We start from the raw sequence: 26807 nt of genomic DNA, 5'->3' as shown, positions 1-26807 counted from the left end.
GATCTGGAAGGTGTTGAGGCGCCCGGGGCGGCGGAAGTTTGGCGACCGAGGCCGCCCCGGGGGCTGTTAGCGCTGCTGGTTCTGGCTGTTGAGGAGCGAGCGCAGGACGACAGCGCAGATCGCGACGGAGACGCCGGTGATGGCGACCGCGAGGAGCATCGAGACCAGGACCGCGCCGACGACGAGGACCACGGCGGTACCGCCCGCGGCGGCGACGATCAAGGAGCCCGGGGTGAGCTGCACAGCCGGCCGGGAGACCGGGACGGGCGCCGGGGCCGCGGGGGCGACGGGGCTGTGGTGGCAGCCGCATGCCGGGGCGTGAGCGTCGCCGGTCGGCATGGGGATCAGGTGCGCAGTGCGGGTCGGTGCGGTGTCCGGGGCCGGGTACTTGGGAGTGAACATGGACGGTTCTCCTCTCAGGGGTTGCAGCGATGGGTGCGGGCAGCGAGTTCGGCGGCGGACCGGTTGAGGTAGTCCGTGGAGAAGTTGCAGCCCGGGGCAGTGCAGGCGGCGGTGTGCTTGGTGCGACCCCGGCCGTCGTAGTGCGTGCCGACCTGCACGGGACCGATGCGGATCACGGCGGTGAAGCGGTTCGGACGCGGCATGCGGTGACCTTCCTTTCTGCTCAGGCGAGTTGAGCGGCGATGGCGTCGGCGAGCGGCCCGGGGACGCCGAGGCGGGCACGCAGGGTGGCCGGGTCGATCCGGGCGCCGGTCGTGGCGTGGTGGGTGTCGGCGACCTTGCGGGCGTGATCGAGCAGGGCCGGAGGAACAGCCACGGCCGGGACGGGCGGTAGTTCCGGGGCGGGCTCGGGGGCGCGCTCCACCGTGACGTCCGGGACCGGTTCGGGTGTCGGATCAGCCAGCGGCACAGGAGCCGGGACCGGTTCGGGTTCGGCCGGCGCAGCGGGGGCGTGGGCGAGGAGGGTTCCGCCGAGGAAGGCGAGGGCGGGCCAGCCAGCGACGAGGATCCGCAGCCAGGCCGGTACGTCGCCCAGGTCGAGGAGTCCGGCGGTGGCGATGTTCGCGCCCAACGATGCGGCCAGGGCGATCACGAACCAGCTCCAGGCGGCGCGGTTGTCCGCGTGGGTGCGCATGCGGCGCCAGGCGGCGACGAGCAGCAGATCCACGCTGATCGGGTAGGCCCATGCCTTCCAGCCGTCCTGTCCGGCCGCTTCTGCCAGGTCGTGCAGGTGGGAGAAGGACAGCGCACCGGCGATGACGGCCTGGATCAGAACGGCGTCCAGGCGGATGGTGCGGGACATCGGGATCACCTCCCTTTCACGGGGTGGGCCGGTGCCGGGCGGGATGCTTTGGTCGACCGCCCGGCGCCGGGGCGAGGGGGTCAGGGCTCGGGATTGGTGCCGGTGCCGAAGCAGTTCAGGCAGAGGCCGTCCTGCTGTCCGACCGGGCGACGCTTGCGCCCGACACGGACCGTGGCGGCAACGGTGCCGGTGCCCCCGCAGGGCGGGCACTTCATCGGCTCATCCGGTGCCGAAGCCTTCTTCGGGGTGGTCCTCTTGGTGGCCATGGCGGTGCGTCCTTTCCGGTTCCGGGCATGGGCGGGGTAGGGACCTGGCGCGAGGCGGTCACGCCGACCGTGGGGCGGGGTGTTACTCGGTGACCGGAACCGGCTTGACCAGCGGCCCAGTTGCGGCCGGGGCAGGGTCGGCGGGAACGAGCGGCCGGAACGGTGCCAGGGCCGCGATGTGTGGGGTCAGGTGCGCGTACTCGCGGCAGACGCCCACGGCCTGGGCGGGGGTCATTTCCGGGGTGCGGATGCGGGACCAGCCGCCCGAGGAGTCGCCGGCCACGGCCACACCGGGGCGGTCCGGAGCTATGGTGGTGGCGGCGAAGACCGCTTCGGGGGCGATGTCGCCCAGGCCCATGTCTGCGGTCTGCTTGTCGTTGACGCGGTGCACGACACGGCCGGTGAGTTGAGCGCGGAGCATGGTGGCGCCCTTGCCGAGGTCGGAGCCGAAGCGCTGTCCGCAGACTTCCAGGTAGATGCCGATCGCGCGGGCCATCTGGGCCAGGCGGATCATGTGCGTCACCATGCGGTCGCGGCGTTCCTCGTCCTTCTTCGCGGCGGTGAGGAAGAGTTCTGCCACCTCGTCCACCAGGACCACGAGCGGCACCGGACGAACCTTCGCGGGCAGGCTCCACAGGTCCGTGGCGCCGTGTTCGCTCAGGAGGTCGAAGCGGGCTTCCATCTCACCGACCAGCGCTTCCAGCAGACGGGATGCCTCATCCGGGGTGACCGCGAGAGCGGAGAGCCGCGGCGCGTAACCGCGCTGTTCCACGCCGCGCTTGCAGTCGATGCCGACCAGGCCGACCGGGAGTTTCGCAAGGCCGGCGATGAGGTTGCGCTGATACATCGACTTGCCCGACTGATTCGCCCCGAGCGTCAGGGCGTGCGGGATCTTCTGGTAGTCGCGGACGAACGCGGTTCCGTCGTCCCGCAGGGCCACCGGCACCACCATCGGGCCGGACATCAGCTTGCGCGGCAGCCGGCGCGGCATCTTCACCCGCCGCAGAACGTCGTAGCCAGTCATCCGCAGCTCGACGACACCGGGCTTGATCTCCATGACGTGCACGGAGTGAACTCCCCAGGCGTGCCGCAGTCGTTCCGAGGCGGCGGCCACGTCGGCAGGTTCCAGGCCGGCGGGAAGCCGGAGCGTGACCCGCATCCCGGTGGAGGAGCCGCGGACCCGGCGGACCTTCGGCGGGACCGGCTGCACGTCCTGGCGACGGGCCACGTTGCGGACCATGAACGCCCGCAGGCGGGACGGCTGAACCGTCAGCCCGCACACGTCCATCGTGGACCGGTAGGTGACCGAGAAGCGGACCCGGGCGACCGGCAGGCCGGCCAGCGACCAGAACACGCGAGGAGCGCGTACCTTCGCATAGCCGAGGCCGCCGGCGGCGGCTAAGGCCCCGGTTGCTTCGATCACCGTGGCGAGGTCCGACACGTCAGGCCCCCGGCGTGATCGCGACCGCGCGGAACGAGATCCCGTGTCGGGTCTGGCCGTTGAACGTGTTCTCCCAGTCACGGGCCTTGAGCCCGATCACCGAGACCGGCGTACCCGGGGCCAGGCCCTCGGGGATCCCGGTGTTGGGCACGGTCACCTGGTACAGGTTCCCCTCACCCTCGTCCGAGATCAGCAGGCCCACCGTCGCGAGCGGGGCACCGGTCTCTCGGTCGATCGCGATCTCACCGGTCTGCTTGCTCACGAGCTTCGGGGTCGGGGGCGTCGCGACGAACACGACAGCGGTCGAAACATCGATCTTGAACGACGGCATTTGCGTCTCCCTCATCGCGCTGGGGCAGCATGAGGACCGCCAACCCCAACTGGCTTGAGCCACTTACTGGCTTAAGCCAGTTGAGCATGCGTCAGTTCGCGCGTCAAGCTTCTGGCTTGAGCCAGTTGCTACGCTGACGCCATGACCTCGTCCGAGCCTCCTACTCAGCAGCCAGCAAGCAGACGCATCGCGGAAGAGCTGCGCCGACAGATCCACGCCGGCGAGATCGCAACTGGAGAGAAGTTGCCTTCGGAGCGTGCCCTGGCCGAGCAGTACGGAGCCGCCCGCAACACAGCGCGCGAGGCTGTGCGCCTACTCGCGGAGCAGGGGCTTGTGACCGCCAAGCACGGGCGAGGGGTGTTCGTACGAGAGCCGCAGAGGCTGTTCAGGTTCGGGAGCGATCGGTACTCGATCAAGAACCGGGAAACCGGGCTGACACCATTCCGACTGGAGGCCAAACGGCAGGGCAAAGAGCCAAGGATCGAGGTGCTCTACATCGAGCGCGAGGTTCCACCCCTGGACGTAGCGGAGCGTCTCGGCGTGCCGGCGGACGAGCAGAGCGTCGTGCACCGTGAAAACCACTACTTCGCGGACGACGAGCCCGTCCAGATCGTCTCCACCTACCTCCGGTGGGATGAAGCCAGAGACACCCTGCTCATGCAGGCCAAGACCGGCAAGGACGGAATCTATGGGCGCCTCGAAGAGTTGGGCCACACAATGACTCGGGTCCGAGACGAGATTAGCGCCCGAATGCCTACACCTGAGGAAGCCGGCATTCTTCACCTCGTTCCCGGCGTACCCATCCTTGAAGTACTCCACACGAGCCTCGATCAGAACCTGAAACCGTTCGAGGTCTCACGGTACGTGCATCGGGCCGACCAAACCGGCCTTCTTTATGAACTGCCGGTCGAATAGTTTCCCAGCCACAGGAAGGTTGCTTCATGTCGAGCGCTTTCGTTCGCCGGCGTAGTCAGGGCGACATTTTCGAAGCGGCGAAAGTACTCAGCGCCGTGCACGAGTCCGACGGATATCCCGTTGAAGGGGTGGCAGAGCCGGAAAAGTGGCTCACTCCGGCAGGCCTGTTGGCCGCATGGGTCGCCGAGTTGGACGGCCGTGTAGTCGGGCACGTGGTGGTCAACCGCCCTCAGCCAGGAGACGAAGCCGCACACATGTGGCAAGAGAGAAGTGGAGATGACTCCTCTGCCATCGCAGTGTTGGCGCGACTGTTCGTAGCGCGCGAGGCCCGCAAGGCGTCCGTCGGCGAAGGCCTCATGAGGGCCGCCATGGAGTACACGCGCGAAAACCGTATCCGCCTCGTACTGGACGTCATGAAGAAGGATGTTGCGGCCATCCGCCTCTACGAACGTTTGGGATGGCAGAGAATCGGCGAGGCCGTACATACCTTCGGGGGTGGGCAGATCGACGCCGTTTGCTTCGTCGCCCCCGCCTGACAGGCTAAGTCGACTTCAATCTGCCTCGACCGACTACCGCAACATATGGGTAGGGATCCGCGGACCTTCAATAAATCAAGAGTGCCAAACCATAACTACGCACCAGGGATGAGAGGCCTCAGTGTGTCAGTCCTTCTTTCTGAGAATTGCCGCATCTCCGTCGCCGACCCACGCCCAGAGCACCGTATCGCCATTGAGTGATGCCGCTGTCAAGGTCGCCCCACCTCCGCGGGTGAAGTGCAGGTCCACCGTTGTCGCAGAGCTGTAGTCCCCTGAAAACCATTCTCCCGCCCCTTCTACCACCTCCTCTGCGATGACCTTGACGCCGGAACCCTCCGTATAGGAGGTGTTCAGGCGCTTCGCTGTGAATGTCATGTTCTCTTTCAGGGTAAGAGAAGAGCCATTCTCGCCCTGCCAGACACCTGAAAGTTCACTCTTCGTCACCCCACTCACGTCGTCGAGGTTATTTCCGCAACCGGCTACGGCCATGGTCACCATAAGCGCCACCGTACTTTTCGAAATGAGTTGACGGACGCGAATGATCATTCTCCTCTGGGCCACCGGCCCAACCCCCTAGACCTCAAGTTCGTGCGCCAGTACGCCGGCTTTGACTGCCGCGGCTTGCGTGATCGTAGAGGTCCGCGACCAGTGCAGTCACGAGATCGGCGGTGAGTGGCCGAAGCCTCCCCTGTGCGCTGCTCCTCTGCCTCCTAACCGACGCGGGGTTACGGGGCAACCTCTAGCCTGTCCTACCGATCATGTGAGCCAGAGAACGGTGGAGAGGGAAGGCAGATGTGGGTGGCGCCTCAGTGCTGGATCAGGCCACCGACCGGAACGGACGCGACGTGACCGGTCGCTGGAACGGACTGCGCCAGGGCGAGGCCGACGTCGACCAGCGATGACCGGCGCAGGCAAGCAACATCGGGGATCGAAGTCCAGACCGACTCGGCGATTTCGCCGTTCGGCTCAGGCCGCAGTTGGCCGCCAGTGATGCGGACCCGGTAGAAGATGCCGACGTTCTGGTGCTCGACTCCCGCACGCGCGATGGCCATGGGGATCACCCTCGAGTCCACGCCCAGCAGGCGTTCGACCACCGCGTCGCAGCCGGTCTCCTCGGCGACCTCACGGATCACCGCATCGAACGGATCCTCCCCGTGCTCGACCCGACCACCCGGAAGAGTCCAGTTGCTCTCGCCCTTCGGTGGCACATGACAGGCGAGCAGCACACGCCCGTCCTCAATGCACACGGCGTACGCCGCCAGCCGAAAACTCATCCCCCGCACCTCCACCAGGCCCTATCCCAACATCCAAGATCCGCGCATCGGCCATCGTCAACCATCAGCTGGGATCGAAGTGCCAAGCATCTACCAGGGCCGGGCACCTTACGAGGGACGGCAGTTGTTACAGGTTTCTCTACCTCATCAAGACCCGCGCACGGCGCGGGCGCGCCGCCTCAGCGGCGCGGCCTGCCTCTGTCTTCGCCCCGGCTGGCCGCGCCAGGCGGCGCGCTACATGCTGCGGGCTAAAGCGAGAACTCATCCGCGGGTCAAGAACATGCCTCCGGCGGGGGCGCTCAGACTCCGGGATGGACGGGGCGCCGTTCGCGGGTGCCGGCCGGATCGTGGTGAGCGTTGTGGGCTCCCATCCCGTCCACCATCGACCCAGGCAGAGCCGAGCAGACGCGGCCCATGGCGTCCAGGTCGTTCGTACAGTGGCGCGCTCCACCTGGACGCCATGAACCACGCCCGCTCCACGGTGTGTGGGTCGACGGCGGACGGGATGGGAGCTGGGGCGAGTAGCGGGTACTGGGGGCATCAGCCATGGCGCCAGGCCGTGCTCCTAGAGCGCCTGTAGCGCCTAGAAGCGGACCGCGTTATCCGAAGCTCGACGCGAAGCTGCCCACAAGCAAGAGCGCGAGGGAAGTGACAGGTCCGAGCCACTCCGGGAGCCCGATCGTGCTGCGCTTCTCGAAGCCATGTCCAGCCCTTGGCACGGCGGCGTCGCGGCGACGCAGCAGCTCCTGCGCGACGGCGTCCCGCTTGGCCTTGCCCGTCAGAGGAGCGGCGTCGAGTGCAGCCACCGGAAGGCGACCGTATCCCGACACGACAAGAGTGAGGGCAGTCCGCCCCTCCAGCGCCGTGATCGAGTGGTAGGGGACGAGGTAGTGCGTGAACAGATTGTTCACGCGGAAGCGATCCTGCCCGAACGATACGTATGGGTTCAGGAACAGCCGCCAAATCATGTACTGGGCGAACAACGTGGGAGCCAGCGGGATCAGGCACGTCAGCCACGAGCCAGTCACGGCCGCCTGCTCCTGGAGCAACACCACCTGCAGTGCCACCAGCCCTGCCTGTCCTGCGATGGCCCACACCACCTTGGGGATTCTTCTGATCCTCGCCACCGAGCCGGTTCTTTCGTCGTGTCCACTCGGACAGTCCTGCCCAGCCCCCGGGAATCGGGCGGGGCAGGAAACCTACTACGTACTGTCCGACGGGTCACCCTCGCAGCCACAGCCGGATCGCTGAGAGGGTGACCGCGCCGTGGAATGCCACAACTTCGCCAGCGCCTACCAAGCCGTGGTCGGCCGACAAGGCCTGTGGCGGTACAGCAGCGAAGTACAGCAACCACACCAACTGGCCCCGGCCGGCGATGACCCCGTAAGGCCGTAGCGCGACTGGTCCGACCCTCACCGACCGATCTACATAGAACTACGGATCAGAAGGTTGCAGGTTCGAATCCTGCCGAGTGCACCAGCCGAAAGGCCCCCGGAGACCCGGGGGCCTTTCGCGTTTCCCGGTTCCGGTTGCGCCGGGTGTTCCGGGTGTTCTCCCTGGATCGGAAAGATCCGTACGGCTGCGGTACGGGCCTCGTTACGCTCACACGTATGGGTTGGCACTGCACCGGGCTGCGATGGCCCCAGGAGGGGCCGGTCCTGGGCTGGCGCAAGGACGGGCGGGCGGGCGGCGCCGGTTCGGTGCGGACGAGCGTGCTCGCGTACGGGGCGGAACTCGGTTTCCGCGCAGGGGGCGAGCGGCACTGCGTGGGTGCGCGGGGGAACGTGTGTCCGCTGGGGGCCGTGGTGTCCGGGCGGAGTACCGGGGCGCGGTGCCCGGAGTGCGCGCGGCTGGACCGGGCGCACTCGGTGGCCGCCGACACGATCGCCGACGACCCGCGGACGTACCGCGTCTATCTCGCCTGGTTCGGGCCCGGGATGGTGAAGGTCGGGATCACCGCCGAGGAGCGGGGTGCGGCGCGGCTGCGGGAGCAGGGCGCCGTGGTCTTCAGCTGGCTGGGGCGCGGGCCGTTGATGGCGGCGCGGCGGACCGAGGAGCTGCTGCGTTCGGCGCTGGGGGTGCCGGACCGGATCCCTTACGCACGCAAGCGTGCGGTGCGCGCCGCGCTGCCCGGGGCCACCGAGCGGGTGGCGGAGGTCGAGGGGCTGTACGGGCGGGCGGCGGCGCTGGAGGGCGAGGGCGGCGGGTGGCCGCGGTCTCTGGAGCGGCTGCCGTTCGAGCCCGTCGACCACACGGGGCTGTTCGGGCTCGACGGGGCGGTCGAGGTGGCGCGGGCGGTGACCGAGCTGGTGGCCGACGGGGTGGTCGCGGGGCGGCTGGTCGCGGCCGCCGGGCCCGATCTGCATCTCGCGGGTGCGGACCGGGTGGTCGTGCTGGACACCCGGCTGATCACCGGCTGGGAGCTGGCCGGGGCCGATGCGCGGTCGGGGGTGACCGTGCCGACGGCCGACATCGGGGGCGGCGGCGTGCAGGACGGGCTGTTCTGAGATCGTCGGTGGTCGGCCCGGGGCGGACGAGGAGTGCGTGGTGGACAACGGCAGCGATGACGTGGTGCGGTTCTGGGAGCGGCTCGGGCTGCCGGGGCTGATCGACGTCCATACGCACTTCATGCCGGAGCAGGTGCTCCGCAAGGTGTGGGCGTACTTCGACTCGGCCGGCCCGCTGACCGGCATGGAGTGGCCGATCGCCTACCGGCACGACGAGGACGAACGGCTCGCGCTGCTCCGGTCCTTCGGCGTGCGGCGGTTCACCTCGATGCTCTACCCGCACAAGGCGGGCATGGCGGCCTGGCTCAACGGCTGGGCGGCCGACTTCGCGCAGCGGGTGCCCGACTGCCTGCACACCGCGACGCTCTTCCCCGAGGAGGGCGTGGAGCGTTACGTCCGCGAGGCGCTCGAGGCGGGGGCGCGGGTCTTCAAGTCGCACCTCCAGGTCGGGGCCTACGACGCGAACGATCCGCTGCTCGAACCGGTCTGGGGGCTGTTGGCGGAGGCGGCGGTGCCGGTCGTGATGCACTGCGGTTCCGGTCCCGCACCCGGCAAGTACACCGGGCCCGAGCCGATCGGCCGGCTGCTCGCCCGCCATCCGCGGCTGCGGCTGGTGGTGGCGCACATGGGGATGCCCGAGTACGCGGAGTTCCTGGCGCTGGCGCAGCAGTACCCCGAGGTGCGGCTCGACACGACGATGGCGTTCACGGACTTCTCGGAGGACCTCTCGCCGTTCCCGGTGGCGGAGCGGGGGCGGCTCGCCGACCTCGGGGACCGGATCCTGCTGGGGACGGACTTCCCGAACATCCCGTATCCGTACGCGCATCAGCTGCACGCGCTGGAGCGGCTGGAGTTGGGGGACGCGTGGTTGCGGGCGGTCTGCCACGGGAACGCGCACGCGCTGTTCGACGGGCCCTGAGCCGGCGCCTCCCGGTTTCTCAGGGAATTCACAGAATCGGGAAAGGGACCTCTCAGAGGCGTCCCACAGGGTTGAGGCATGACGACGACCACGCCCCAGGGGCGTACCGAACTGCTGAGGCCGGACCGCAATCCCGTCCGCGTGCTGGTCGTGGACGACGAGGCACCGCTCGCCGAGCTGCTCTCCATGGCCCTGCGCTACGAGGGCTGGGAGGTGCGCAGCGCCGGGGACGGGGCGGGCGCCGTCCGGATGGCGCGCGAATTCCGGCCCGACGCGGTGATCCTCGACGTGATGCTGCCCGACACCGACGGGCTCTCGGTGCTCGGCAAGCTGCGACGGGAACTCTCCGAGGTTCCCGTGCTGTTCCTGACCGCGCGCGACTCGGTGGAGGACCGGATCGCCGGGCTCACGGCGGGCGGCGACGACTATGTGACCAAGCCGTTCAGCCTGGAAGAGGTCGTGGCGCGGCTGCGCGGGCTGATCCGGCGGTCCGGGACGGCGGCGGTACGGAGCGAGTCGACGCTCGTCGTCGGGGACCTGGTGCTCGACGAGGACAGTCATGAGGTGAGCCGGGGGACGACCTCCATCCACCTCACCGCGACCGAGTTCGAGCTGCTGCGTTTCCTGATGCGCAATCCGCGCCGGGTGCTGAGCAAGGCGCAGATCCTGGACCGCGTGTGGAACTACGACTTCGGCGGACAGGCGAACGTCGTCGAGCTGTACATCTCGTATCTGCGCAAGAAGATCGACGCCGGACGGACGCCGATGATCCACACCCGGCGCGGGGCCGGGTATCTCATCAAGCCCGGTGAATAGCGCGGTGAACAGCCCGGTGAGCCGTGGGGTGCGACGGCGCGGAGCGCGGTGGGGACGGGGGCCGTGGACGCTGCGGACCCGGCTGGTGGTGTCCGCGGTGACGCTGATCGCCGTGGTGGCCTCGGTGATCGGTTCGGTGACCACCATCGCCTTCCACAGCTACATGTACGGCAAGCTCGACGACCAGCTGGGCTCCATCGCCATGCGCGCCTCGAAGCCGCCGGGCGGCGCTGACGGTGCGGGTGGAGGCGCGGGGGAGCTGCCGATGCCCGGTGGCGGTCCGAACGGCGATCCGCTGGCCTTCATCGACGCCCGCGGGCAGCCCTTCGGCACGCTCGGTGCGGTGTCCGTGGACGGTGCGATCACCGTGTCGAGCGTGGTCCAGGAGAATTCCGCCGCCCTCGAGCAGACCGCCGCGGCCGGTGAGAGGCCGCTGAAGGGCGCGGAGGAGAAGGCGCTGGAGGCGGCGCACGTCGAGATCGGGGACGGGGTGCGGAGCGTCGATCTGCCCGGACTCGGCTCGTACCGCGTGAAGGCCGTCGAGGGGGTGGACGGGACGACCGTCCTCGTCGGCATTCCCGCCGCCGAGGTGCGCCGCGCCCTCACCACCCTGATCCTCGTCGAGGTCTGCGTCACCGCGGCCGGGCTGATCGCCGCCGGAATCGCCGGGGCAGCCATGGTCGGGGTCGCGCTGCGGCCGCTGCGCCGGGTCGCCGCGACCGCCACCCGGGTCTCCGAGCTCCGGCTGCACAGCGGTGAGGTGGCGCCCCTGGAACGGGTCCCGGACGCCGAGGCGGATCCGCGGACCGAGGTCGGGCAGGTGGGCGCGGCGCTCAACCGGATGCTGGGGCATGTCGGTTCGGCGCTGGCGGTGCGCCAGGAGAGCGAGATACGGGTACGGCAGTTCGTCGCGGACGCCAGCCATGAGCTGCGGACGCCGCTGGCCTCGATCCGCGGTTACGCCGAACTGACCCGGCGCGGACGCGAGGAGACGGGTCCCGACACCCGGCACGCGCTGGGGCGGATCGAGTCCGAGGCGGAGCGGATGACGGGCATGGTGGAGGACCTGCTGCTCCTCGCCCGCCTCGATGCCGGGCGCCCGCTCTCGTACGAGAGCACCGATCTGTCGCCGATCGTCGTCGATGCGGTGAGCGATGCCCGGGCGGCCGGGCAACGGGGTCACCACTGGCGGCTGGAGCTGCCCGACGAGCCCGCGACCGTGCACGCCGATCCGACCAGGCTCCACCAGGTGCTGGTCAATCTGCTGGCCAATGCGCGTACGCACACCCCGCCCGGCACCACCGTCACCGCACGCGTGCGGACCGTACCCGCGCATCCGTGGGTGACGCTGGAGGTGCAGGACGACGGGCCGGGAATCCCGGCGCAGCTGCTGCCGCACGTCTTCGAACGGTTCGCGCGCGGCGACGCGTCGCGCTCGCGCAGCGCCGGTTCCACCGGGCTCGGTCTCGCCATCGTGCAGGCCGTCGTCACCGCGCACGGCGGCCGGGTGGAGGTGCGGTCGGTGCCGGGGTGCACGGTCTTCGCCGTCCATCTGCCGGCGGTGCCGGTGGCGGTCGTGCCTGCCGCGCGGCCTGCTGTTCTGCCGGTCCGTACCGACTCACAGCCCTCCCACAGTCCCATCACACCGGTGTGACAGCGGGGTTGGCGACTGTCGACCCCATGCGAACCGACTCTTCTTGGAGCACCTTGCCGGCCCGGGAGCATCTCCTGGCCGGAGCGGTCGACGCGGCAGGTGCCCCCGTCCTCGATGTGGTGGTACCCGTCTACAACGAGGAGAAGGACCTCGAAACCTGTGTGCTGCGCCTGCACGACCATCTGGTGCGCACCTTTCCGTACGCCTTCCGGATCACCGTCGCCGACAACGCGAGCACCGACCGCACGCCCCAGGTGGCGGCCCGGCTGGCGGCGATCCTCCCGCGATGCCGTTCGTACCGGCTGGAGGAGAAGGGGCGCGGGCGGGCGCTGCGTAATGTCTGGTCGGAGTCGGACGCCCCGGTCCTCGCCTATATGGACGTCGATCTCTCCACCGACCTCAACGCTCTGCTGCCGCTCGTCGCCCCGCTGATCTCCGGGCATTCGGACCTGGCCATCGGATCGCGGCTGGCCCGCAGTTCGCGGGTGGTACGGGGGTCGAAGCGGGAGTTCATCTCGCGGGCCTACAACCTCATCCTCCGTTCGTCGCTGGCCGCGCGGTTCAGCGACGCGCAGTGCGGGTTCAAGGCCATTCGGCGGGACGTCGCACAGCGGCTGCTGCCGATGGTCGAGGACACCGGATGGTTCTTCGACACCGAGATGCTGGTCCTCGCCGAGCGGGCCGGGCTGCGCATCCACGAGGTGCCGGTCGACTGGGTCGACGACCCCGACTCCACGGTCCACATCGTGCGGACGGCCACCGAGGACCTGAAAGGCGTGTGGCGGGTGGGGCGGGCGCTGGCCGTCGGGGCGCTGCCGCTGGACCGTCTCGCCCGGCCCTTCGGGGACGATCCGCGCGACCGCGGGCTGAGCGGTGTGCCGGGCGGCCTGGCCCGGCAGCTGGTCGGGTTCTGTGTCGTGGGCGCGCTCTCCACGCTCTTCTATCTCGCCCTGTACTCGCTCTTCCGGCTGGGCGCCGGCCCGCAGATCGCCAACGGCGGTGCGCTGCTGGTCTCGGCCGTCGCCAATACGGCGGCCAACCGGAGGCTCACCTTCGGCGTACGCGGCCGGAACGGCGCGGTACGCCATCAGGCGCAGGGTCTCGTCGTCTTCGCCGTCGGTCTGGCGCTGACCAGCGGTTCGCTCGCGGCGCTGGGCGCGGCGTCCGGATCTCCCTCGCACGGTACGGAACTCGCCGTGCTGATCGCGGCCAACCTCGCGGCGACGGTGCTGCGCTTCCTGCTCTTCCGCGCCTGGGTCTTCCCGGACCGGGCCCCCGCGGCCGGCCGCGCCGACGACACTCACCACGAACTGGGGAACGTCCGATGACCACCCTGCATCCCACCGACCGGTTTCCGGCGCCGCCGGCCACGGCCGCACCGGCAGCGGACGAGCCGTTCCTGCGACGCGTACGGCGCGGCAGGCCCGAGGACCCGCGCTGGGCACGACCCGCCTTCCTCGCCCTGCTGCTGGCCATTGCGCTGGCGTATCTGTGGAATCTCAGCGCCTCCGGTTACGCCAACTCCTTCTACTCCGCGGCCGTGCAGGCCGGCAGTCAGAGCTGGAAGGCGTTCTTCTTCGGTTCGCTGGACGCGGCGAACGCCATCACCGTCGACAAACCCCCGGCCACGCTCTGGCCGATGGCCCTGTCGGTGCGGATCTTCGGCCTCAGCTCGTGGGCGATCCTCGCCCCGCAGGTGCTGATGGGGGTGGCGACGGCCGGGGTCCTGTACGCGGCGGTACGCCGCCGGTTCAGCGCGACCGCCGGACTGATCGCGATGACGGTGTTCGCACTCACGCCCGTCGCCGCGCTGATGTTCCGCTTCAACAACCCGGACGCGCTGCTCGCGCTGCTGATGACCGTGACCGTCCACTGCGTGCTGCGCGCGCTGGAGAACGGCCGGACGAAGTGGCTGGTGTGGGCCGGGGTCGCGGTCGGGCTCGCTTTCCTGTCGAAGACGCTGCAGGCGTTCCTGATCCTGCCGCCGCTGGCCGTGCTGTACGCCGTGTGCGCGCCGACGTCGGTACGGAAGCGGTTCGGTCAACTCGGGCTGGCGGCGCTCGCGATGGTCGTCGCGGGCGGCTGGTGGGTGGCGATCGTCGAACTCTGGCCCGCCTCCTCCCGTCCGTACATCGGCGGTTCGCAGAACAACTCCTTCCTGGAACTGACCTTCGGCTACAACGGGCTCGGCCGGATCAACGGCGACGAGACCGGCAGCGTGGGAGGGGGAGGCGGCGGCCAGGCCGGTGGGCAGTGGGGCGAGACCGGCATCGGCCGGATGTTCAACTCGGAGATCGGCAGCCAGATCTCGTGGCTGCTGCCCGCCGCCCTGATCCTGCTGGCCGCGGGCCTCTGGCTCACCTGGAAGGCGAAGCGGACGGACACCGCCCGTGCGGCCTTCCTCGCCTGGGGCGGCTCGCTGCTGATGACCGCGGTCGTCTTCAGCTTCATGGCCGGCATCTTCCACCAGTACTACACGGTCGCCCTGGCCCCCTACATCGCGGCGCTCGTCGGCATGGGCGTCACGGTCCTGTGGGAGGAGCGGGCCACGTGGGCGGCGAGCGGACTGCTCGGTGCGACGGTCGCCGTGACGGCAGTCTGGTCGTACGTCCTGCTGGGGCGGACCCCGGACTACCTGCCATGGCTGCGCCAGGCCGTCCTGATCGGCGGTCTCGTGGCCGCGGTGGGCCCGCTGCTCGCGGGCCGGGCCGGACGCCGAGTGGCGCTGGCCGCGGCGGGCATCGGGTTCGTCGCGTCACTGGCCGGGCCGACGGCGTACACCGTCAGCACGCTGGACACCGGGCACCAGGGCTCGATCGTCACGGCCGGCCCGGCGGGCGCCTCCACGATGGGCGGTGGCGGCCGGGGCGGTCCCGGTGGTGGCGGAATGCAGCCTCCGGGCCAGAACAGCCGGAACGGACAAGCCAATCAGCAGGGCGGCGGCATGGGCCGGCCGCCTGCCGGCGGCCAGGGCGGCTTCCCGGGCGGCGGCCCACAGGGTCAGGGCAATCAGCAGAACGGCCGACAGCAGAACGCCATGCCGGGCGGCAGCCCCGGTGGCATGGCCGAAGGCGGCATGGGCGGAGGCGGCGGGATGGGCGGCCTGCTCAACGGCTCCTCCGTCAGCTCCCAGGCCAGGAAACTCCTGGAGCAGAACGCCGGCGCGTACACCTGGGCAGCCGCCGCCATCGGCTCGCAGAACGCCGCCAGTTACCAGCTCGCCACCGGCGACCCGGTGATGGCCATCGGCGGCTTCAACGGCAGTGACCCGTCCCCGACGCTCGCCCGGTTCAAGGAGTACGTCGAGGACGGGAAGATCCACTACTTCATTTCGAGCGGCACGGGCGGGATGGGCGGCGGTGGCGGAAACAGCGGCACCTCGTCCGAGATCAGCTCGTGGGTCGAGGACACCTTCGAGAAGGTCACCGTGGGAAGTGCGACCTTCTACGACCTGACCCGACCCACGAGCTGATCCGGACCGGCCGTCAGCGCCGGAGCAGCAGATCGGCGACAACCGGGCGGTGGTCCGAGGCGAGCGTCTCGGCCCCCGCCGCGTCGCGTACCCGCACGCCGTCCTTCGACACCGCCACGAAGTCGATCCGTTTCACCGGGTCCAGTGCGGGGAAGGTCGGCGCGCCCGGGTCGGCATCGGCCAGCTCGTTCCAGAGGGGGGCCAGTTCCGGGGCGCCCGGTTCCGCGTTGAAGTCGCCGAGCAGCACCTTCCGCCCCCGGTCCTCCGCCATGATCCGCCGGGTGTCGGCGACCTGCGCCATCCGTACGGACGGGTCGGGGCGGTAGTCGAGGTGCGTCACATACACATGCACGGGCACCCCCTTCACCCGTACGACCACCTCGCCGAAGCCGGGCGCCGGGGCCGGCACGGGATCGGGGACCTGAGTGGAGAGCCGGGTGATCTCGTGGTTCTCGGCGCTCACGATCCGGTACCTGGACAGCACCGCGACGCCGTACTCGCGTCGCGGCGCCCCCGGCGTCGTGGGATCGAGGCTGTATATCGGGGCGAACGACACCTGCATGTCCAGCCGTTCGGCCAGCTCGGCCGCGACATCACGCCACTGGCTGCGGGTGTCCCAGTGGACGTCGACCTCCTGAAGCCCGATCACATCGGCGTCCAGCGCACGGAGCTGGGCTGTCTGCCGGTCCAGATCGAAGACGTTGTCCATGCCGGCGCCCGCATGGATGTTGTACGTGGCGACGCGCAGCGGCACCGAACGGCCCTGCCCGGCGGCTCCGGCGGGCGGGACGGCGGCGACCCCCAACAGGCCTGCGGCGAACAGGACTTCCACCGTACGACGACGCAGTGACATATCACTCCCCGGTCCCAAGGCCTTTGGATCAGCGCCGAGCACCGTACCGCGGGAAAGTCGCTTGTACACCGTAAGAGGGATGTCTTACGGTGTACAACGCATGGCTCGTACACCGTAGAAGACCTCCACAGGCCCAAGGAGCCCGCATGACGGCGACCACAGCCGCCGGGAACCGGCTCACGCCCCCCGCCCACCCGCAGCGCTGGCTGATCCTCGGCGTCATCTGCCTCGCCCAGCTCACCGTGCTGCTCGACAACACGGTCCTCAACGTCGCGATCCCGTCCCTCACCCGGGAACTCGACGCGTCCACCGCCGATGTGCAGTGGATGATCAACGCGTACTCGCTCGTCCAGTCGGGTCTGCTGCTCACCGCGGGCAGCTCCGCCGACCGCTACGGGCGCAGGAAGATGCTGCTCGCGGGGCTCGTGCTGTTCGGTGTCGGTTCGCTGGTGGCGGGGCTCGCCCAGTCGTCCGGGCAGCTGATCGCCGCCCGGGCCGGCATGGGTGTCGGCGGTGCGCTGCTGATCACCACGACCCTGGCCGTCGTCGTCCAGACCTTCGACGACACCGAGCGCGTGAAGGCGATCGGCATCTGGTCCACCGTCAACTCGCTCGGATTCGCCGTCGGGCCGCTGATCGGCGGGGTCATGCTCGCCCACTTCTGGTGGGGCGCGATCTTCCTGGTCAACATCCCGGTCGCGGTCGTCGGCCTGATCGCCGTGGTCCGGCTCGTACCGGAGTCCAAGAACCCGCGTGGCGACCGCCCCGATCTGCTCGGCGCGCTGCTCTCCACCGTCGGCATGGCCGCCGTCGTCTACGCGATCATCTCCGGACCGGGGTACGGCTGGACCTCGGGCCGGGTCCTGCTCACCGCTTTCACCGGCGTCGCCGTGCTGGCCGGCTTCGCGCTCTGGGAGCTGCACATCCCGTACCCGATGCTGGACATGCACTTCTTCCGGAACCAGAAGTTCATCGGGGCGGTCGCGGGCGCGATCCTGGTGGCCTTCGGGATGGGCGGCTCGCTCTTCCTGCTCACCCAGCAGCTCCAGTTCGTCCTCGGCTACGGGCCGCTGGAGGCGGGCCTGCGTACGGCTCCGCTGGCGCTGAGCGTCGTCGCGCTCAACCTCACGGGCGTGGGCGCCAGGCTGGTGCCCACGCTGGGCACGCCCGTCACGATCGCCTCCGGGATGGGCCTGCTGGCCGCCGGGCTGGCCGCGATCGCACTGTTCGGCGGGGGCGGGTACGGCGGGATGCTGCTGGGTCTGGTCGTGATGGGTGCGGGCATCGCCCTGGCCATGCCCGCCATGGCCAACGCCATCATGAGCGCCATTCCGCCGGAGAAGGCGGGCGTGGGCGCCGGGGTCAACGGCACGCTCGCCGAATGCGGCAACGGGCTCGGGGTCGCGGTGCTCGGTGCGGTCCTCAACTCGCGGTTCGCCGCGCTCGTACCGGCAGCGGTCGGGGCCGCCTCGCTGCCCGCCGCACTCGCCGCGGCCGGCGGAGACGGGGAGCGGCAGCGCATCACGGACGCGTTCTCGGCCGGTCTGCAGACCAGTCAGCTGGTCGGAGCCGTGGCGGTGCTGGCCGGCGGCCTGCTCGCCGCCGTGCTCCTGCGGCGTGCGGAGCGGGCAGAATCGGCACTGGCAGACCCGGCCGCGAAAGCGGCATAGTCCGGAAGACGAGGAGAGCGCGTCATGGCGTCCGCGGCCGACCGTGTGAAGAGCCCTGCCCGGACCAGCGTCTGGCTCGAGCAGCGGCCGCCCTCGCGCACGCGCAGGGCCGACCAGCCGGCCGGCCTCGACCGGGAGAAGATCACCGCGGCAACGGTGCGGCTGCTGGACGCCGAGGGGCTCGCGAAGTTCTCCATGCGCAGGCTCGCCGCCGAGCTGGACGTCACCGCGATGTCCCTCTACTGGTACGTCGACACCAAGGACGACCTGCTGGAGCTGGCCCTCGACTCGGTCTACCGCGAGATCACGCCTCCCCGGGAGGAGGACGCGCACTGGCACGACCGGCTGCGCGAACTGGCCACCACCTACCGGGAACTGCTGGTCCGGCACGTCTGGGTGTCGCCGCTCGCGGGTCACTTCCTCAATATCGGCCCGCACTCGATGCTGTTCTCGTACGCCGTCCAGGACGTGATCCGGGCGACGGGGCTGCCGTTGCGCCGGCAGACGGGAGCACTCTCCGCGGTCTTCCAGTTCGTGTACGGATTCGGCACCATCGAGGGCCATTTCGTACAGCGTTCCGCGGAGGCGGGACTCAGCCAGGACGAGTTCTTCCAGCAGGCCATGGGCACGATCCGGTCCCAGCCGCAGTTCAGCCGGATGGTCGAGTCGTCGCAGGACCTGATGGACGCCCGCGGCGGCGACACGGTCGAGGAGATGCGCGAGCGGGACTTCGACTTCGCCCTGGACCTGCTGATCGCGGGCATCGAGGCGATGCGGGACCGCTGAGGCCTTCGTCCGGATCGGGCCGGCTCAGGGAGCGGGGGCCCAGCCGGGCCGACGTGGTCCCGACGAGGGCCCCTGGGTCCTGTCGAGCGCGTCCCGCACCCGTCAGTACCCGCGCCCCACGTCCACGGCCGTCCCCGGCAACCGTCCCGCCGCCAGCGCCTCCCAGCACGCGGCGAAGTCCGTGAGGATGTCCTCGTCCGCCGTGATGCCCGCGGAGTGCGAGGTGATCACCGTGCGGGGCAGCTGCCAGTTGCGGTCGCCGGGCGCGGCGGGTTCCTCGGGCAGCACGTCCAGCACGGCCCCGCCCACCGCACCGGAGCGCAGCCCGGCCTCCAGCGCCCGCATGTCCACCGTGGCGCCCCTGCCGACATTGATGAACGTGGCACCACCCATGCCCGCGAACCGGTCCGCTCCGAAGAATCCGGCCGTGGCGGGGGTCAGCGGCAGTGTGGAGACCACCCAGCGCGCGGACGCGAGCGGTCCGGCGTCGTCGTCGGCCCCGACGACCCGGTCGAAGCCGGCAGGCGCCGCACGTGATCCGCGCCCCACCCCCACGGTCCGGATGCCGCACGCCCGCAGCAGGCCGGCGACGGCCGAGCCGATGCGACCCGTCCCGTAGATCACGGCCGTCTGTCCCGCGACGAGTTCGGAGGGGATGCGGCGCCATTCGGCCCGTGCGTGCTGGGCGGCGAACTCGGGGACGGACTGGCAGTCGGCGAGCACCCAGGCCAGCACGTACTGGGCGATCCGTTCACCCATGCGGCCGACCGTCCGGGTGAGCAGCACCCCGGGCGGCCACGGCCCCGCGCTCAGCAGGGCGTCCGTACCGGCGTTCACGCTGTGGAACCAGACCAGCGGCCCGCCCCGCAGCGTCTGCGGCAGGGTGGCCCCGACACAGATGAAGGGCTCCTCCGGCGGTGTGCCGGGGAAACCCTGTTCGACCGGGCGGCCGGTGATCTCCTCCAGACCGCGGACGACAAAGGCGCCGACGGCCGGCGCGGCCAGCAGCCGGGCCCGCGCGAGCAGACCCGGCGCCGGAGCGTTCTCCCGCATCCTGGAACAGCCGTCAGCTGCCGGGTGCCAGGTGGGCGGGGAAGCCGCCCGTGGCGATCGGCCCCCACCGCTCCGGAGTGATCCGGATGATGGACTTGCCCTGCTTCACCATCGCCGCCCGGTACTCGTCCCAGTCCGGGTGCTCCCCCGAGATGTTCCGGAAGTACTCGACGAGCGGTTCCACGGACTCGGGCGCGTCGATCACCTCGGCCGAGCCGTCGATCTGCACCCACGCCCCGTTCCAGTCGTCCGACAGGACGAGCACGCTCACGCGCGCGTCCCGCTTCGCGTTGCGGGTCTTGGCCCGTTCGGGGTACGTCGAGACGACGATCCGGCCCGAGTCGTCGACGCCGCAGGTGAGCGGGGAGGCCTGGGGGCGGCCGTCGGACCGGGTCGTCAGCAGGATCGCCCGGTGCCGGGGCCGCACGAACGCCAGCAACTCATCGAGGTCCACGGTGGTGTTGGTCGCGATGTTGGGTGCCATGTCCGCAGACTACGACGGCAGTGACTCACCCTGCACGGCCTGGATGTCCAGTTCGACCCGGAGCGTCGTACCGATCGCCGAGATGCCGGCCTGGACCACCTGGTTGTAGTTCATGGCGAAGTCGTCACGGCGCAGTTCGGCCGTGGCGCTGAACGCCGCGCGCGTCCCGCCCCACGGGTCGGGACCGGTGCCGAGATAGCTCAGATTCAGGTCGACCCTGCGCGCGACACCGCGCATGGTCAGCTCGCCGTGCACGGTCCAGCGGTCGGGACCGGCCGGATCCAGCCCGTCGGAGCGGTACGTGATCTCCGGGAACCGGTCCGCGTCGAGGAAGTCCGGAGACCGCAGGTGCTTGTCCCGCATGCCGTTGCCGGTGTCGATGCTGGCCGCGCTGATGACGGCGTCGACCCGGGACCGGTGGAGCTCCTCGGCGATCTCGATCCGGCCGCTGAACTCGGTGAACCGGCCGTGCACGCTGGAGATCCCCAGGTGCTGCGCGACCGCGCCCACCGTGCAGTGCGCCGGGTCCAGCGACCAGGCCCCCGGCGGCGGCAGCTCCACGCCGCCCTGGCGGGCCAGCACCACCGTGCCCGCCTCGACCCGGCCGCTCGCCGTGACGAGGGCGGTCGAGGCGGCGGGGGCGTACCCGACGGCCGTCACGATCACCGTGTACGCGCCGGCGGGCAGCTGAGCGTCGGTCCGGACCGCCCCGTCCTCGTCGGCGGCGGCTCGCAGCACCTGGTTGCCGGTCATGTCGGTCAGCGTCACGACCGCGTGCTGGACGGCCCAGCCGTCCCGCGTCCGTACCTGTGCGCGAAGTCCCATCCCGTTTCTCTCCTTGCTCCATGACTCAATGAGTCGGGCCCCGGGGCGGGGACGGCAGGCCGTCCCCTGCCTGCCGTCCCCACCACCGGGGCCCATTTCCACCGGGGGCAGCCTCTCCGCTCGAGGCGCTGCCCGCCAGGGGTCCTTGTTACTCGGTCACTCGCCGGGGTGGGCGAGCTCGATGTCGTGGCCGTCGACCCCGCGACCGGCCACGGTCAGCGCGCCGGCCACCGGCGGGTAGCCGGTCGCGATGACCGAGTACTCGCCCGCGTCCAGGTCGGCGAAGGCGTACGCCCCGTCGTCCCCGGTCGTCGAGGTGGCGACCACATTGCCCGCCGCATCGATCAGCGTGACGCGGGCGTCGGGCAGCGGCCGGCGGGCGGCACCGGCCCGCACGACACCCTGGACCAGCGCACCCGCCTGCAGGGCGGCGTCGACCCGGGTGACGCCCTGGCCGCCGATCTCCACCGGCAGTGCCAGCGGACGGAACCCGGCGGCGTTCACCGCGACGGTCACCGCACCGGGCACCAGCTCGGCGAAGGCGAACTCGCCGCTCTCGGCGGACTTGCCGGTGGCCAGCACGTCGCCGCGGACATCGGTCACGATGACCATGGCGCCGTCGACCGGAGCACCGCTCTCGGCGGCCCGCACGGTCCCGGTCAGGCCGCTCGTACCGACGAGCAGGATGTCGTACGACAGCTGCTCGTCGCCGACGACCACGGTGGACGCCTGCGGCTGGAAACCGTCGGCGGATGCGATCAGGACGTAGCTGCCGGAGCCCGGCGCCTCCAGACCGTAGGTGCCGTCGGCCTGGGCGACGGAGCGCCCGAGCTGCCGGCCGCCCAGCGAGATCAGCGTGACGGCGGCCCCGGCCACCGGCGCGCCTTCGGCGCCGCGCACCACACCGCGCACCGCGGTGCCAGGCGTGGTCGACACCGGAGCCTCGAGTGTGTCGACCGAGGTGACCCCGGCCGCTCCCTCGGCGATCAGCGCGGCGGCCCCGGACGGGACCTCGGCGAGCACCGCGGCGGGAACCTCGGTCTCCGCCGGGGCGTCGTTCGCGGCGTTCGTCTTCAGCGCGACCTCCTTGATGAAGATCGTGATCAGGAAGGCGATCAGCGCGGCCGGAGCGGCGTACAGGAAGACATCGCCGACACCGTGCCCGTAGGCGCTCTCCACGACCGTACGGAAGGGCGCGGGCAGCTTGTCCAGGTCGGGGATGCCTCCGCCGCCGGTACCGCCGTGGCCCAGGGCGGCGCCCTTCGGACCGAGGTCCGCGAGGCCGTCCTTGACGTAGTGGGTGACGCGGTTCGCCATGACGGCGCCCAGCGCCGAGACGCCGATCGCACCACCGAGGGAACGGAAGAAGGTGACGACGGAGCTGGCCGAGCCGAGGTCGGACGGGGCGACCTGGTTCTGCGTGGCGAGCACCAGGTTCTGCATCATCATGCCGACGCCGAGACCCATCACGAACATGAAGACCGCGATGTGCCAGTACTCCGTGTCGTACCGGATCGTGCCGAGCATCCCGAGCCCGGCGGTGACCAGGAAGCCACCGCTGACCAGCCAGGCCTTCCAGCGGCCGGTCTTGGTGATGATCTGGCCGGAGATGGTCGACGAGAGGAACAGGCCGGCGATCATCGGGATCGTCATGACGCCGGACATCGTCGGCGACTTGCCGCGGGCCAGCTGGAAGTACTGGCTGAAGAAGACGGTGCCCGCGAACATCGCGATACCGACGAACAGCGAGGCGACCGAGGCCAGCGTGATGGTGCGGTTACGGAAGAGGCGCAGCGGGATGATCGGCTCGCTGGCCCGGGACTCGGTGAAGACGAAGAGTGCGACCAGCACCAGGGAGCCGGCCAGCATCGCGGCGGTCTGCCAGGACTTCCAGTCGTACTTGTCGCCCGCGAAGGTCACCCAGAGCAGCAGCAGCGAGACGGCGGCGCTGATGAAGAACGCGCCCGTCCAGTCGACCTTGACCTCGCGCTTGACGACCGGGAGCTTGAGGGTCTTCTGCAGCACGATCAGTGCGATGACCGCGAACGGCACACCCACGTAGAAGCACCAGCGCCAGCCCATCCAGCTGGTGTCGGTGATGACACCGCCGAGCAGCGGACCACCGACGGTGGCGACGGCGAAGACCGCGCCGAGGTAGCCGCTGTAGCGACCGCGCTCACGCGGGGCGATCATCGCGGCCATCACGATCTGGGCGAGGGCGGAGAGACCGCCGACGCCGATGCCCTGTACGACACGGCAGACGATGAGCATGCCGCTGCTCGTCGACATACCGGCCACGATCGAGCCGGTGACGTAGATGATCAGTGCTATCTGGACCAGCAGCTTCTTGCTGAACAGGTCGGAGAGCTTGCCCCACAGAGGCGTGGTGGCCGTCATCGCGAGCAGCGAGGCCGTGACGACCCAGGTGTACGCGGACTGGCCGCCGCCGAGGTCCGAGATGATCTCGGGCAGAGCGTTGGAGACGACGGTCGACGACAGGATCGCGACGAACATGCCGAGCAGCAGCCCGGTCAGTGCTTCCATGATCTGCCGGTGTGTCATCGGCGCGCCGTCGGGGGAAGCGGTTTCCCCGTGCTTGGCGTGGCCGCCCCGCACACCGGTGGGTGTGGTCGTAGCCATTGAGTTCCTTGTCTTTGCTTCTGTTACACAGGTGTACGGGTGTACGAGTCGTCGTCGCTGTCGGCGGGCCGCAGACGGCACTCGTCGCTGTGCTTTCCGGGGGCGCACCCACCGGAGCCGCGACGGGCGAAGCTGTCGCGCAGCCGGGCCAGCAGCGTGTTGAGCTGTCCGACGTCGTCGTCGGACCATTCCTGAAGGTGATGGGCGAACATGTCGGTGATCCGCAGGTTCAGGTCGACGAGTGCGTCGACTCCCGCGGGGGTCAGCCGCAGAATGCGGGACCGCTTGTCCGCTGGGTCGGGAGACCGTTCTATCCAGCCACGTTCGGCCACATGGGCTACATGACGGCTGGTCACCGACATGTCGACGGCCAGCAACTCGGCGAGTCTGCTGATCCGCATTTCGCCGTGCTGACTGAGGAGAGCCAGTACGGCGGCGGATCCGCCAGGACATTCAGCAGGCAGGATGCGGGCGATCCCTCGCTTGACGGCCCCGACGGCGCTGAGCTGCCGAGCCAGTTCTTCGTACTGACTCCGTGCGGCCACGGGACCCCCAGACTGATCTACATGCATCTTGTTGCTTAGGGCAACCATAGAACTGTTGGTTGCTGCAGGCAAACGAAACGGGGCTTGCATAAGTAAAGGAACGCAAAAGCCTGTGCCGTGTTCGGGTCAAACGCCCAGCGTGTGACCGGTGGACTTTGCGGGGATGTGTCCTGCGCCACGGACCGGAGCGGTTCACCGGTTCTCCGTCTCCACCCCCGGCCCTTCACGGACCCGGGGGTTGGGGCGTACCCCCGAGTTCGCTAGGGTCCTGGCCCATGGCACACAACCCCCATGCGCCCCAGGGTCCCGAGGGTCACGACCCGGCGGGCAGCACGCAGATGTTCCGCGCCTTCGTCGACGAGGGCGAGCCGCAGCGCCGGCAGCAGCCGCCCGCGTCGTCCGGACCGAAGACCGGGGTGATCCTCGCTGTCGTCGCGGTGGTCGTCGTCCTCGGCGCGGTCGCCTGGCTCGCGCTCGGCTGACCGGCTCCGGCCCCCTCCACCCGTCACTTCCAGACGGCGGTGACGTCCCGGGTCTCGACATGCATGCCCAGGGGCACCCGCCAGGCGTCCGCACAGACGGTGTACGTCTTCTTCCGCGCCGCCCCCGCGTCGATCGGCGCGGGCAGCGGCGCGGACGTTTCCACGGTCGCCCAGTCGATCCCGAGCGCGCCGATGATGTGCGTGGCGAACGTGACCGTTCCCGACCGGACCGGTGAGCCACCGGTGTTGCGGAACTCGAGGGTCACCTTCTCGCACCAGCGGTCATCGGCCGCCGCCCGCTCGGGTGCGCCCAGCGCCAGCACCGCAGGCCCTGCGGGTGCGGTGGCGCCCGGCGCGGACGGGGTGGAGGAGCCGGGCGAGCCGCTTCCTGCGCCGGTACCGCCCGTGCCGCTCGAACCTCCGGTACCGCTCGTACCACCTGCCCCGCCGTCACCGCCGCCGCCCGAGCTGCTCGCGGAGCCCGGGGTGACCCCGGACGGCGAGGCGCCGGGCGAGCCGGGCGCCTGTGTACCGGTGTCCATACCGTCGCCGGTGTCCCCGGGGCCTCCCGCATTCCCCGCGCCGTCGCTCTTCGCGGAGGATCCCGGCTTCGGCCGTGCACCGCCGCCGTCGCCCCCGGAACCGTCCAGCGGGATCAGCGTCACCTTCCCCGAGGGTGCCACCGGCGCGGTGGGCGCCTTCTCCCGCCCCGCCCCCGCCGCGCCGACCGCCACATAGCCGTCACCGTCGCCCGCCCCCGCGCCGCAGGCGGCGAGCGCGCCGCCCAGGCACAGCACGGCCGCCGAGGCGGCGATCAGGGTGCCCCGGCGGCCGGTCGAGCCGAATGTCTGACGTCGCATCGCGTCAGTGTGGCTGACGGTCCGTCAATTCGGAACCCTTGTGCTCCTGGCTCCACGGTCGGCGAGGAGCCCCTCGCGCTGCAGGCTCCCAGGGCCTCTCGTTCGGATCATGCTGGGCTCGCGGGGTCGGGCACGCACATCTGCCGCGTTGTCGTCAGTCCCCGACGCTCCGCGTCGGCTCCTTCCTCCGCCCTGCAGCTGCACGCACCAGACCCCGCTCCCTGATCCAGCCTGATCCGAACGAAAGGCCCTAGTCGGCGATGAGTCCTTCCCGGAGCTGGGCCAGGGTCCGGGTGAGCAGCCGCGAGACATGCATCTGCGAGATGCCGACCTCCTCGCCGATCTGCGACTGGGTCATGTTGGCGAAGAACCGCAGCATGATGATCTGCCGCTCGCGGGGCGGGAGCTTGGCCAGCAGCGGCTTCAGCGATTCGCGGTACTCGACTCCTTCCAGTGCCGAGTCCTCGTAACCGAGCCGGTCCGCGAGGGAGCCCTCACCGCCGTCGTCCTCGGGAGAGGGCGAGTCCAGTGAAGAGGCTGTGTACGCGTTGCCGACGGCCAGTCCGTCGACCACGTCCTCCTCGGAGACCCCGAGCGCCGCCGCGAGCTCCGGCACGGTCGGCGAGCGGTCGAGCTTCTGGGCCAGCTCGTCGCTGGTCTTGGTCAGCGCGAGCCGCAGTTCCTGGAGCCGGCGCGGCACCCGCACCGACCAGGAGGTGTCACGGAAGAAGCGCTTGATCTCGCCGACGACGGTGGGCATCGCGAACGTCGGGAACTCCACACCCCGTTCGCAGTCGAACCGGTCGATCGCCTTGATCAGGCCGATCGTGCCGACCTGGACGATGTCCTCCATCGGTTCGTTACGGCTCCGGAACCGCGCCGCCGCGTACCGCACGAGCGGGAGGTTGAGCTCGATGAGTGTGTCCCGCACGTAGGCACGCTCCGGGCTGTCCGGTCCGTCGTGGTCCGGTGCCGGACCCAGGGCGGCGAGCCGCAGGAACAGGGAGCGGGACAGAGTGCGGGTGTCGATGGCTTCCGGCGAGCTGGTGAGCACAACGGGTGCGGGTGCGCTCTTGGTGAGCGTGAGCACCTTCGAGCTGCCCTGTTCTACGGACATGCCACCCCCTTGAGGTCGCGGACGGTCGCGTTGAGCCGCGACCATCGGAGGAACGCAGCCTCCACCTGAATACCGGAGGCGGGGCTGCGGCAAACGC

At 70.2% G+C, this 26807-nt stretch carries 27 protein-coding genes and 1 pseudogene; 11 read left to right on the top strand and 17 right to left on the bottom strand.

Going from position 1 to position 26807, the window contains the following annotated elements; translation table 11 throughout:
- Positions 1–66: 66 nt before the first annotated feature.
- From LRD69_RS15480 to LRD69_RS15455, 6 genes are all read right to left on the bottom strand, one after another.
- Entirely contained in the window at positions 67–402 is a 336-nt protein-coding gene (locus LRD69_RS15480; protein WP_277327146.1) for a SpdD protein, read from the bottom strand.
- Between the two features lie 14 nt (positions 403–416).
- Positions 417–605: a mobile element transfer protein gene (locus LRD69_RS15475; protein ID WP_277327145.1), complete on the bottom strand. Its 189-nt coding sequence runs from the start codon at positions 603–605 to the stop codon at positions 417–419.
- A 20-nt stretch (positions 606–625) separates the two neighbouring features.
- On the bottom strand, positions 626–1264 hold the full coding sequence (locus tag LRD69_RS15470) for a DUF2637 domain-containing protein (protein WP_277327144.1): 639 nt from the start codon (positions 1262–1264) through the stop codon (positions 626–628).
- Between the two features lie 80 nt (positions 1265–1344).
- A complete protein-coding gene (locus tag LRD69_RS15465; protein WP_277327143.1) occupies positions 1345–1530 on the bottom strand; it encodes a hypothetical protein in 186 nt (61 codons plus the stop codon).
- 82 nt (positions 1531–1612) lie between these two features.
- Positions 1613–2971: an FtsK/SpoIIIE domain-containing protein gene (locus LRD69_RS15460; RefSeq protein WP_277327142.1), complete on the bottom strand. Its 1359-nt coding sequence runs from the start codon at positions 2969–2971 to the stop codon at positions 1613–1615.
- 1 nt (position 2972) lies between these two features.
- Positions 2973–3302, bottom strand: coding sequence for a hypothetical protein (locus LRD69_RS15455; protein ID WP_277327141.1), 330 nt, complete (start codon positions 3300–3302; stop codon positions 2973–2975).
- Between the two features lie 141 nt (positions 3303–3443).
- On the opposite strand from LRD69_RS15455, the gene LRD69_RS15450 reads away from it, so the two are divergent.
- Together LRD69_RS15450 and LRD69_RS15445 are read left to right on the top strand one after the other, a co-directional pair.
- Complete coding sequence (locus LRD69_RS15450; protein WP_277327140.1) at positions 3444–4217, top strand: GntR family transcriptional regulator; 774 nt, start codon at positions 3444–3446, stop codon at positions 4215–4217.
- A gap of 26 nt (positions 4218–4243) precedes the next feature.
- Complete coding sequence (locus LRD69_RS15445) at positions 4244–4753, top strand: GNAT family N-acetyltransferase (RefSeq protein WP_277327139.1); 510 nt, start codon at positions 4244–4246, stop codon at positions 4751–4753.
- Between the two features lie 126 nt (positions 4754–4879).
- On the opposite strand, the gene LRD69_RS15440 is transcribed toward LRD69_RS15445, so the two are convergent.
- From LRD69_RS15440 to LRD69_RS15430, 3 genes are all read right to left on the bottom strand, one after another.
- The gene (locus LRD69_RS15440; protein ID WP_277327138.1) at positions 4880–5251 is read right to left on the bottom strand and encodes a hypothetical protein; all 372 of its coding nucleotides are present in this window, start codon (positions 5249–5251) and stop codon (positions 4880–4882) included.
- 308 nt (positions 5252–5559) lie between these two features.
- Positions 5560–6027: an NUDIX domain-containing protein gene (locus LRD69_RS15435; protein ID WP_277329748.1), complete on the bottom strand. Its 468-nt coding sequence runs from the start codon at positions 6025–6027 to the stop codon at positions 5560–5562.
- Between the two features lie 599 nt (positions 6028–6626).
- Complete coding sequence (locus LRD69_RS15430; RefSeq protein ID WP_277327137.1) at positions 6627–7127, bottom strand: hypothetical protein; 501 nt, start codon at positions 7125–7127, stop codon at positions 6627–6629.
- A gap of 510 nt (positions 7128–7637) precedes the next feature.
- Between LRD69_RS15430 and LRD69_RS15425 the strand changes: the two genes are divergently transcribed.
- From LRD69_RS15425 to LRD69_RS15400, 6 genes are all read left to right on the top strand, one after another.
- Entirely contained in the window at positions 7638–8534 is an 897-nt protein-coding gene (locus LRD69_RS15425) for a DUF2797 domain-containing protein (protein WP_277327136.1), read from the top strand.
- Between the two features lie 40 nt (positions 8535–8574).
- The gene (locus tag LRD69_RS15420) at positions 8575–9453 is read left to right on the top strand and encodes an amidohydrolase family protein (protein ID WP_277327135.1); all 879 of its coding nucleotides are present in this window, start codon (positions 8575–8577) and stop codon (positions 9451–9453) included.
- Positions 9454–9531: 78 nt separating this feature from the next.
- Complete coding sequence (locus tag LRD69_RS15415) at positions 9532–10269, top strand: response regulator transcription factor (protein ID WP_277327134.1); 738 nt, start codon at positions 9532–9534, stop codon at positions 10267–10269.
- 28 nt (positions 10270–10297) lie between these two features.
- Positions 10298–11923 (top strand): HAMP domain-containing sensor histidine kinase, encoded by a 1626-nt coding sequence (locus LRD69_RS15410; protein ID WP_277327133.1) that lies wholly within the window; start codon positions 10298–10300, stop codon positions 11921–11923.
- A 26-nt stretch (positions 11924–11949) separates the two neighbouring features.
- Positions 11950–13251, top strand: coding sequence for a bifunctional glycosyltransferase family 2/GtrA family protein (locus tag LRD69_RS15405; protein ID WP_277327132.1), 1302 nt, complete (start codon positions 11950–11952; stop codon positions 13249–13251).
- On the top strand, positions 13248–15395 hold the full coding sequence (locus tag LRD69_RS15400; RefSeq protein ID WP_277327131.1) for a glycosyltransferase family 39 protein: 2148 nt from the start codon (positions 13248–13250) through the stop codon (positions 15393–15395). The genes LRD69_RS15405 and LRD69_RS15400 overlap by 4 nt, the downstream gene beginning before the upstream one ends.
- A 13-nt stretch (positions 15396–15408) precedes the next feature.
- Here the strand turns inward: LRD69_RS15400 and LRD69_RS15395 are convergent, their stop codons facing one another.
- Positions 15409–16248 carry an endonuclease/exonuclease/phosphatase family protein gene (locus LRD69_RS15395; protein ID WP_277327130.1) on the bottom strand — a complete coding sequence of 280 codons (840 nt, stop codon included), beginning with the start codon at positions 16246–16248 and terminating at the stop codon, positions 15409–15411.
- A gap of 146 nt (positions 16249–16394) precedes the next feature.
- Here LRD69_RS15395 and LRD69_RS15390 point away from each other — a divergent pair, with 146 nt between their 5' ends.
- Both LRD69_RS15390 and LRD69_RS15385 read left to right on the top strand, forming a co-directional pair.
- Positions 16395–17918, top strand: coding sequence for an MFS transporter (locus LRD69_RS15390; RefSeq protein WP_277327129.1), 1524 nt, complete (start codon positions 16395–16397; stop codon positions 17916–17918).
- A gap of 24 nt (positions 17919–17942) precedes the next feature.
- Positions 17943–18704: pseudogene (locus LRD69_RS15385) on the top strand (TetR/AcrR family transcriptional regulator C-terminal domain-containing protein); the annotation flags it as partial.
- Between the two features lie 102 nt (positions 18705–18806).
- Here LRD69_RS15385 and LRD69_RS15380 read toward each other — a convergent pair.
- The 5 genes from LRD69_RS15380 to LRD69_RS15360 all read right to left on the bottom strand — a co-directional run bounded on the left by LRD69_RS15380 (position 18807) and on the right by LRD69_RS15360 (position 24251).
- On the bottom strand, positions 18807–19757 hold the full coding sequence (locus tag LRD69_RS15380; protein WP_277327128.1) for an NAD(P)-dependent oxidoreductase: 951 nt from the start codon (positions 19755–19757) through the stop codon (positions 18807–18809).
- 13 nt (positions 19758–19770) lie between these two features.
- On the bottom strand, positions 19771–20241 hold the full coding sequence (locus tag LRD69_RS15375; RefSeq protein WP_277327127.1) for a PPOX class F420-dependent oxidoreductase: 471 nt from the start codon (positions 20239–20241) through the stop codon (positions 19771–19773).
- A gap of 9 nt (positions 20242–20250) precedes the next feature.
- A complete protein-coding gene (locus LRD69_RS15370; protein WP_277327126.1) occupies positions 20251–21066 on the bottom strand; it encodes a YceI family protein in 816 nt (271 codons plus the stop codon).
- 156 nt (positions 21067–21222) lie between these two features.
- Positions 21223–23706, bottom strand: coding sequence for an MFS transporter (locus LRD69_RS15365; RefSeq protein WP_277327125.1), 2484 nt, complete (start codon positions 23704–23706; stop codon positions 21223–21225).
- 23 nt (positions 23707–23729) lie between these two features.
- Complete coding sequence (locus LRD69_RS15360; RefSeq protein WP_277327124.1) at positions 23730–24251, bottom strand: MarR family winged helix-turn-helix transcriptional regulator; 522 nt, start codon at positions 24249–24251, stop codon at positions 23730–23732.
- Positions 24252–24526: 275 nt separating this feature from the next.
- On the opposite strand from LRD69_RS15360, the gene LRD69_RS15355 reads away from it, so the two are divergent.
- The gene (locus LRD69_RS15355) at positions 24527–24733 is read left to right on the top strand and encodes a hypothetical protein (RefSeq protein WP_277327123.1); all 207 of its coding nucleotides are present in this window, start codon (positions 24527–24529) and stop codon (positions 24731–24733) included.
- Positions 24734–24756: 23 nt separating this feature from the next.
- Here LRD69_RS15355 and LRD69_RS15350 read toward each other — a convergent pair whose 3' ends face one another.
- On the bottom strand, positions 24757–25593 hold the full coding sequence (locus LRD69_RS15350) for a hypothetical protein (RefSeq protein ID WP_277327122.1): 837 nt from the start codon (positions 25591–25593) through the stop codon (positions 24757–24759).
- Between the two features lie 250 nt (positions 25594–25843).
- Positions 25844–26710 (bottom strand): RNA polymerase sigma factor SigF, encoded by an 867-nt coding sequence (locus tag LRD69_RS15345; protein WP_277327121.1) that lies wholly within the window; start codon positions 26708–26710, stop codon positions 25844–25846.
- Between the last annotated feature and the right edge of the window lie 97 nt (positions 26711–26807).

Origin of the sequence: Streptomyces sp. JH14, from assembly GCF_029428675.1 — a bacterium.
In the GTDB taxonomy this organism is placed as follows: domain Bacteria; phylum Actinomycetota; class Actinomycetes; order Streptomycetales; family Streptomycetaceae; genus Streptomyces.
Note: the sequence above shows the minus strand (reverse complement) of the source record. Positions and strands in the feature narration are given on the sequence as shown.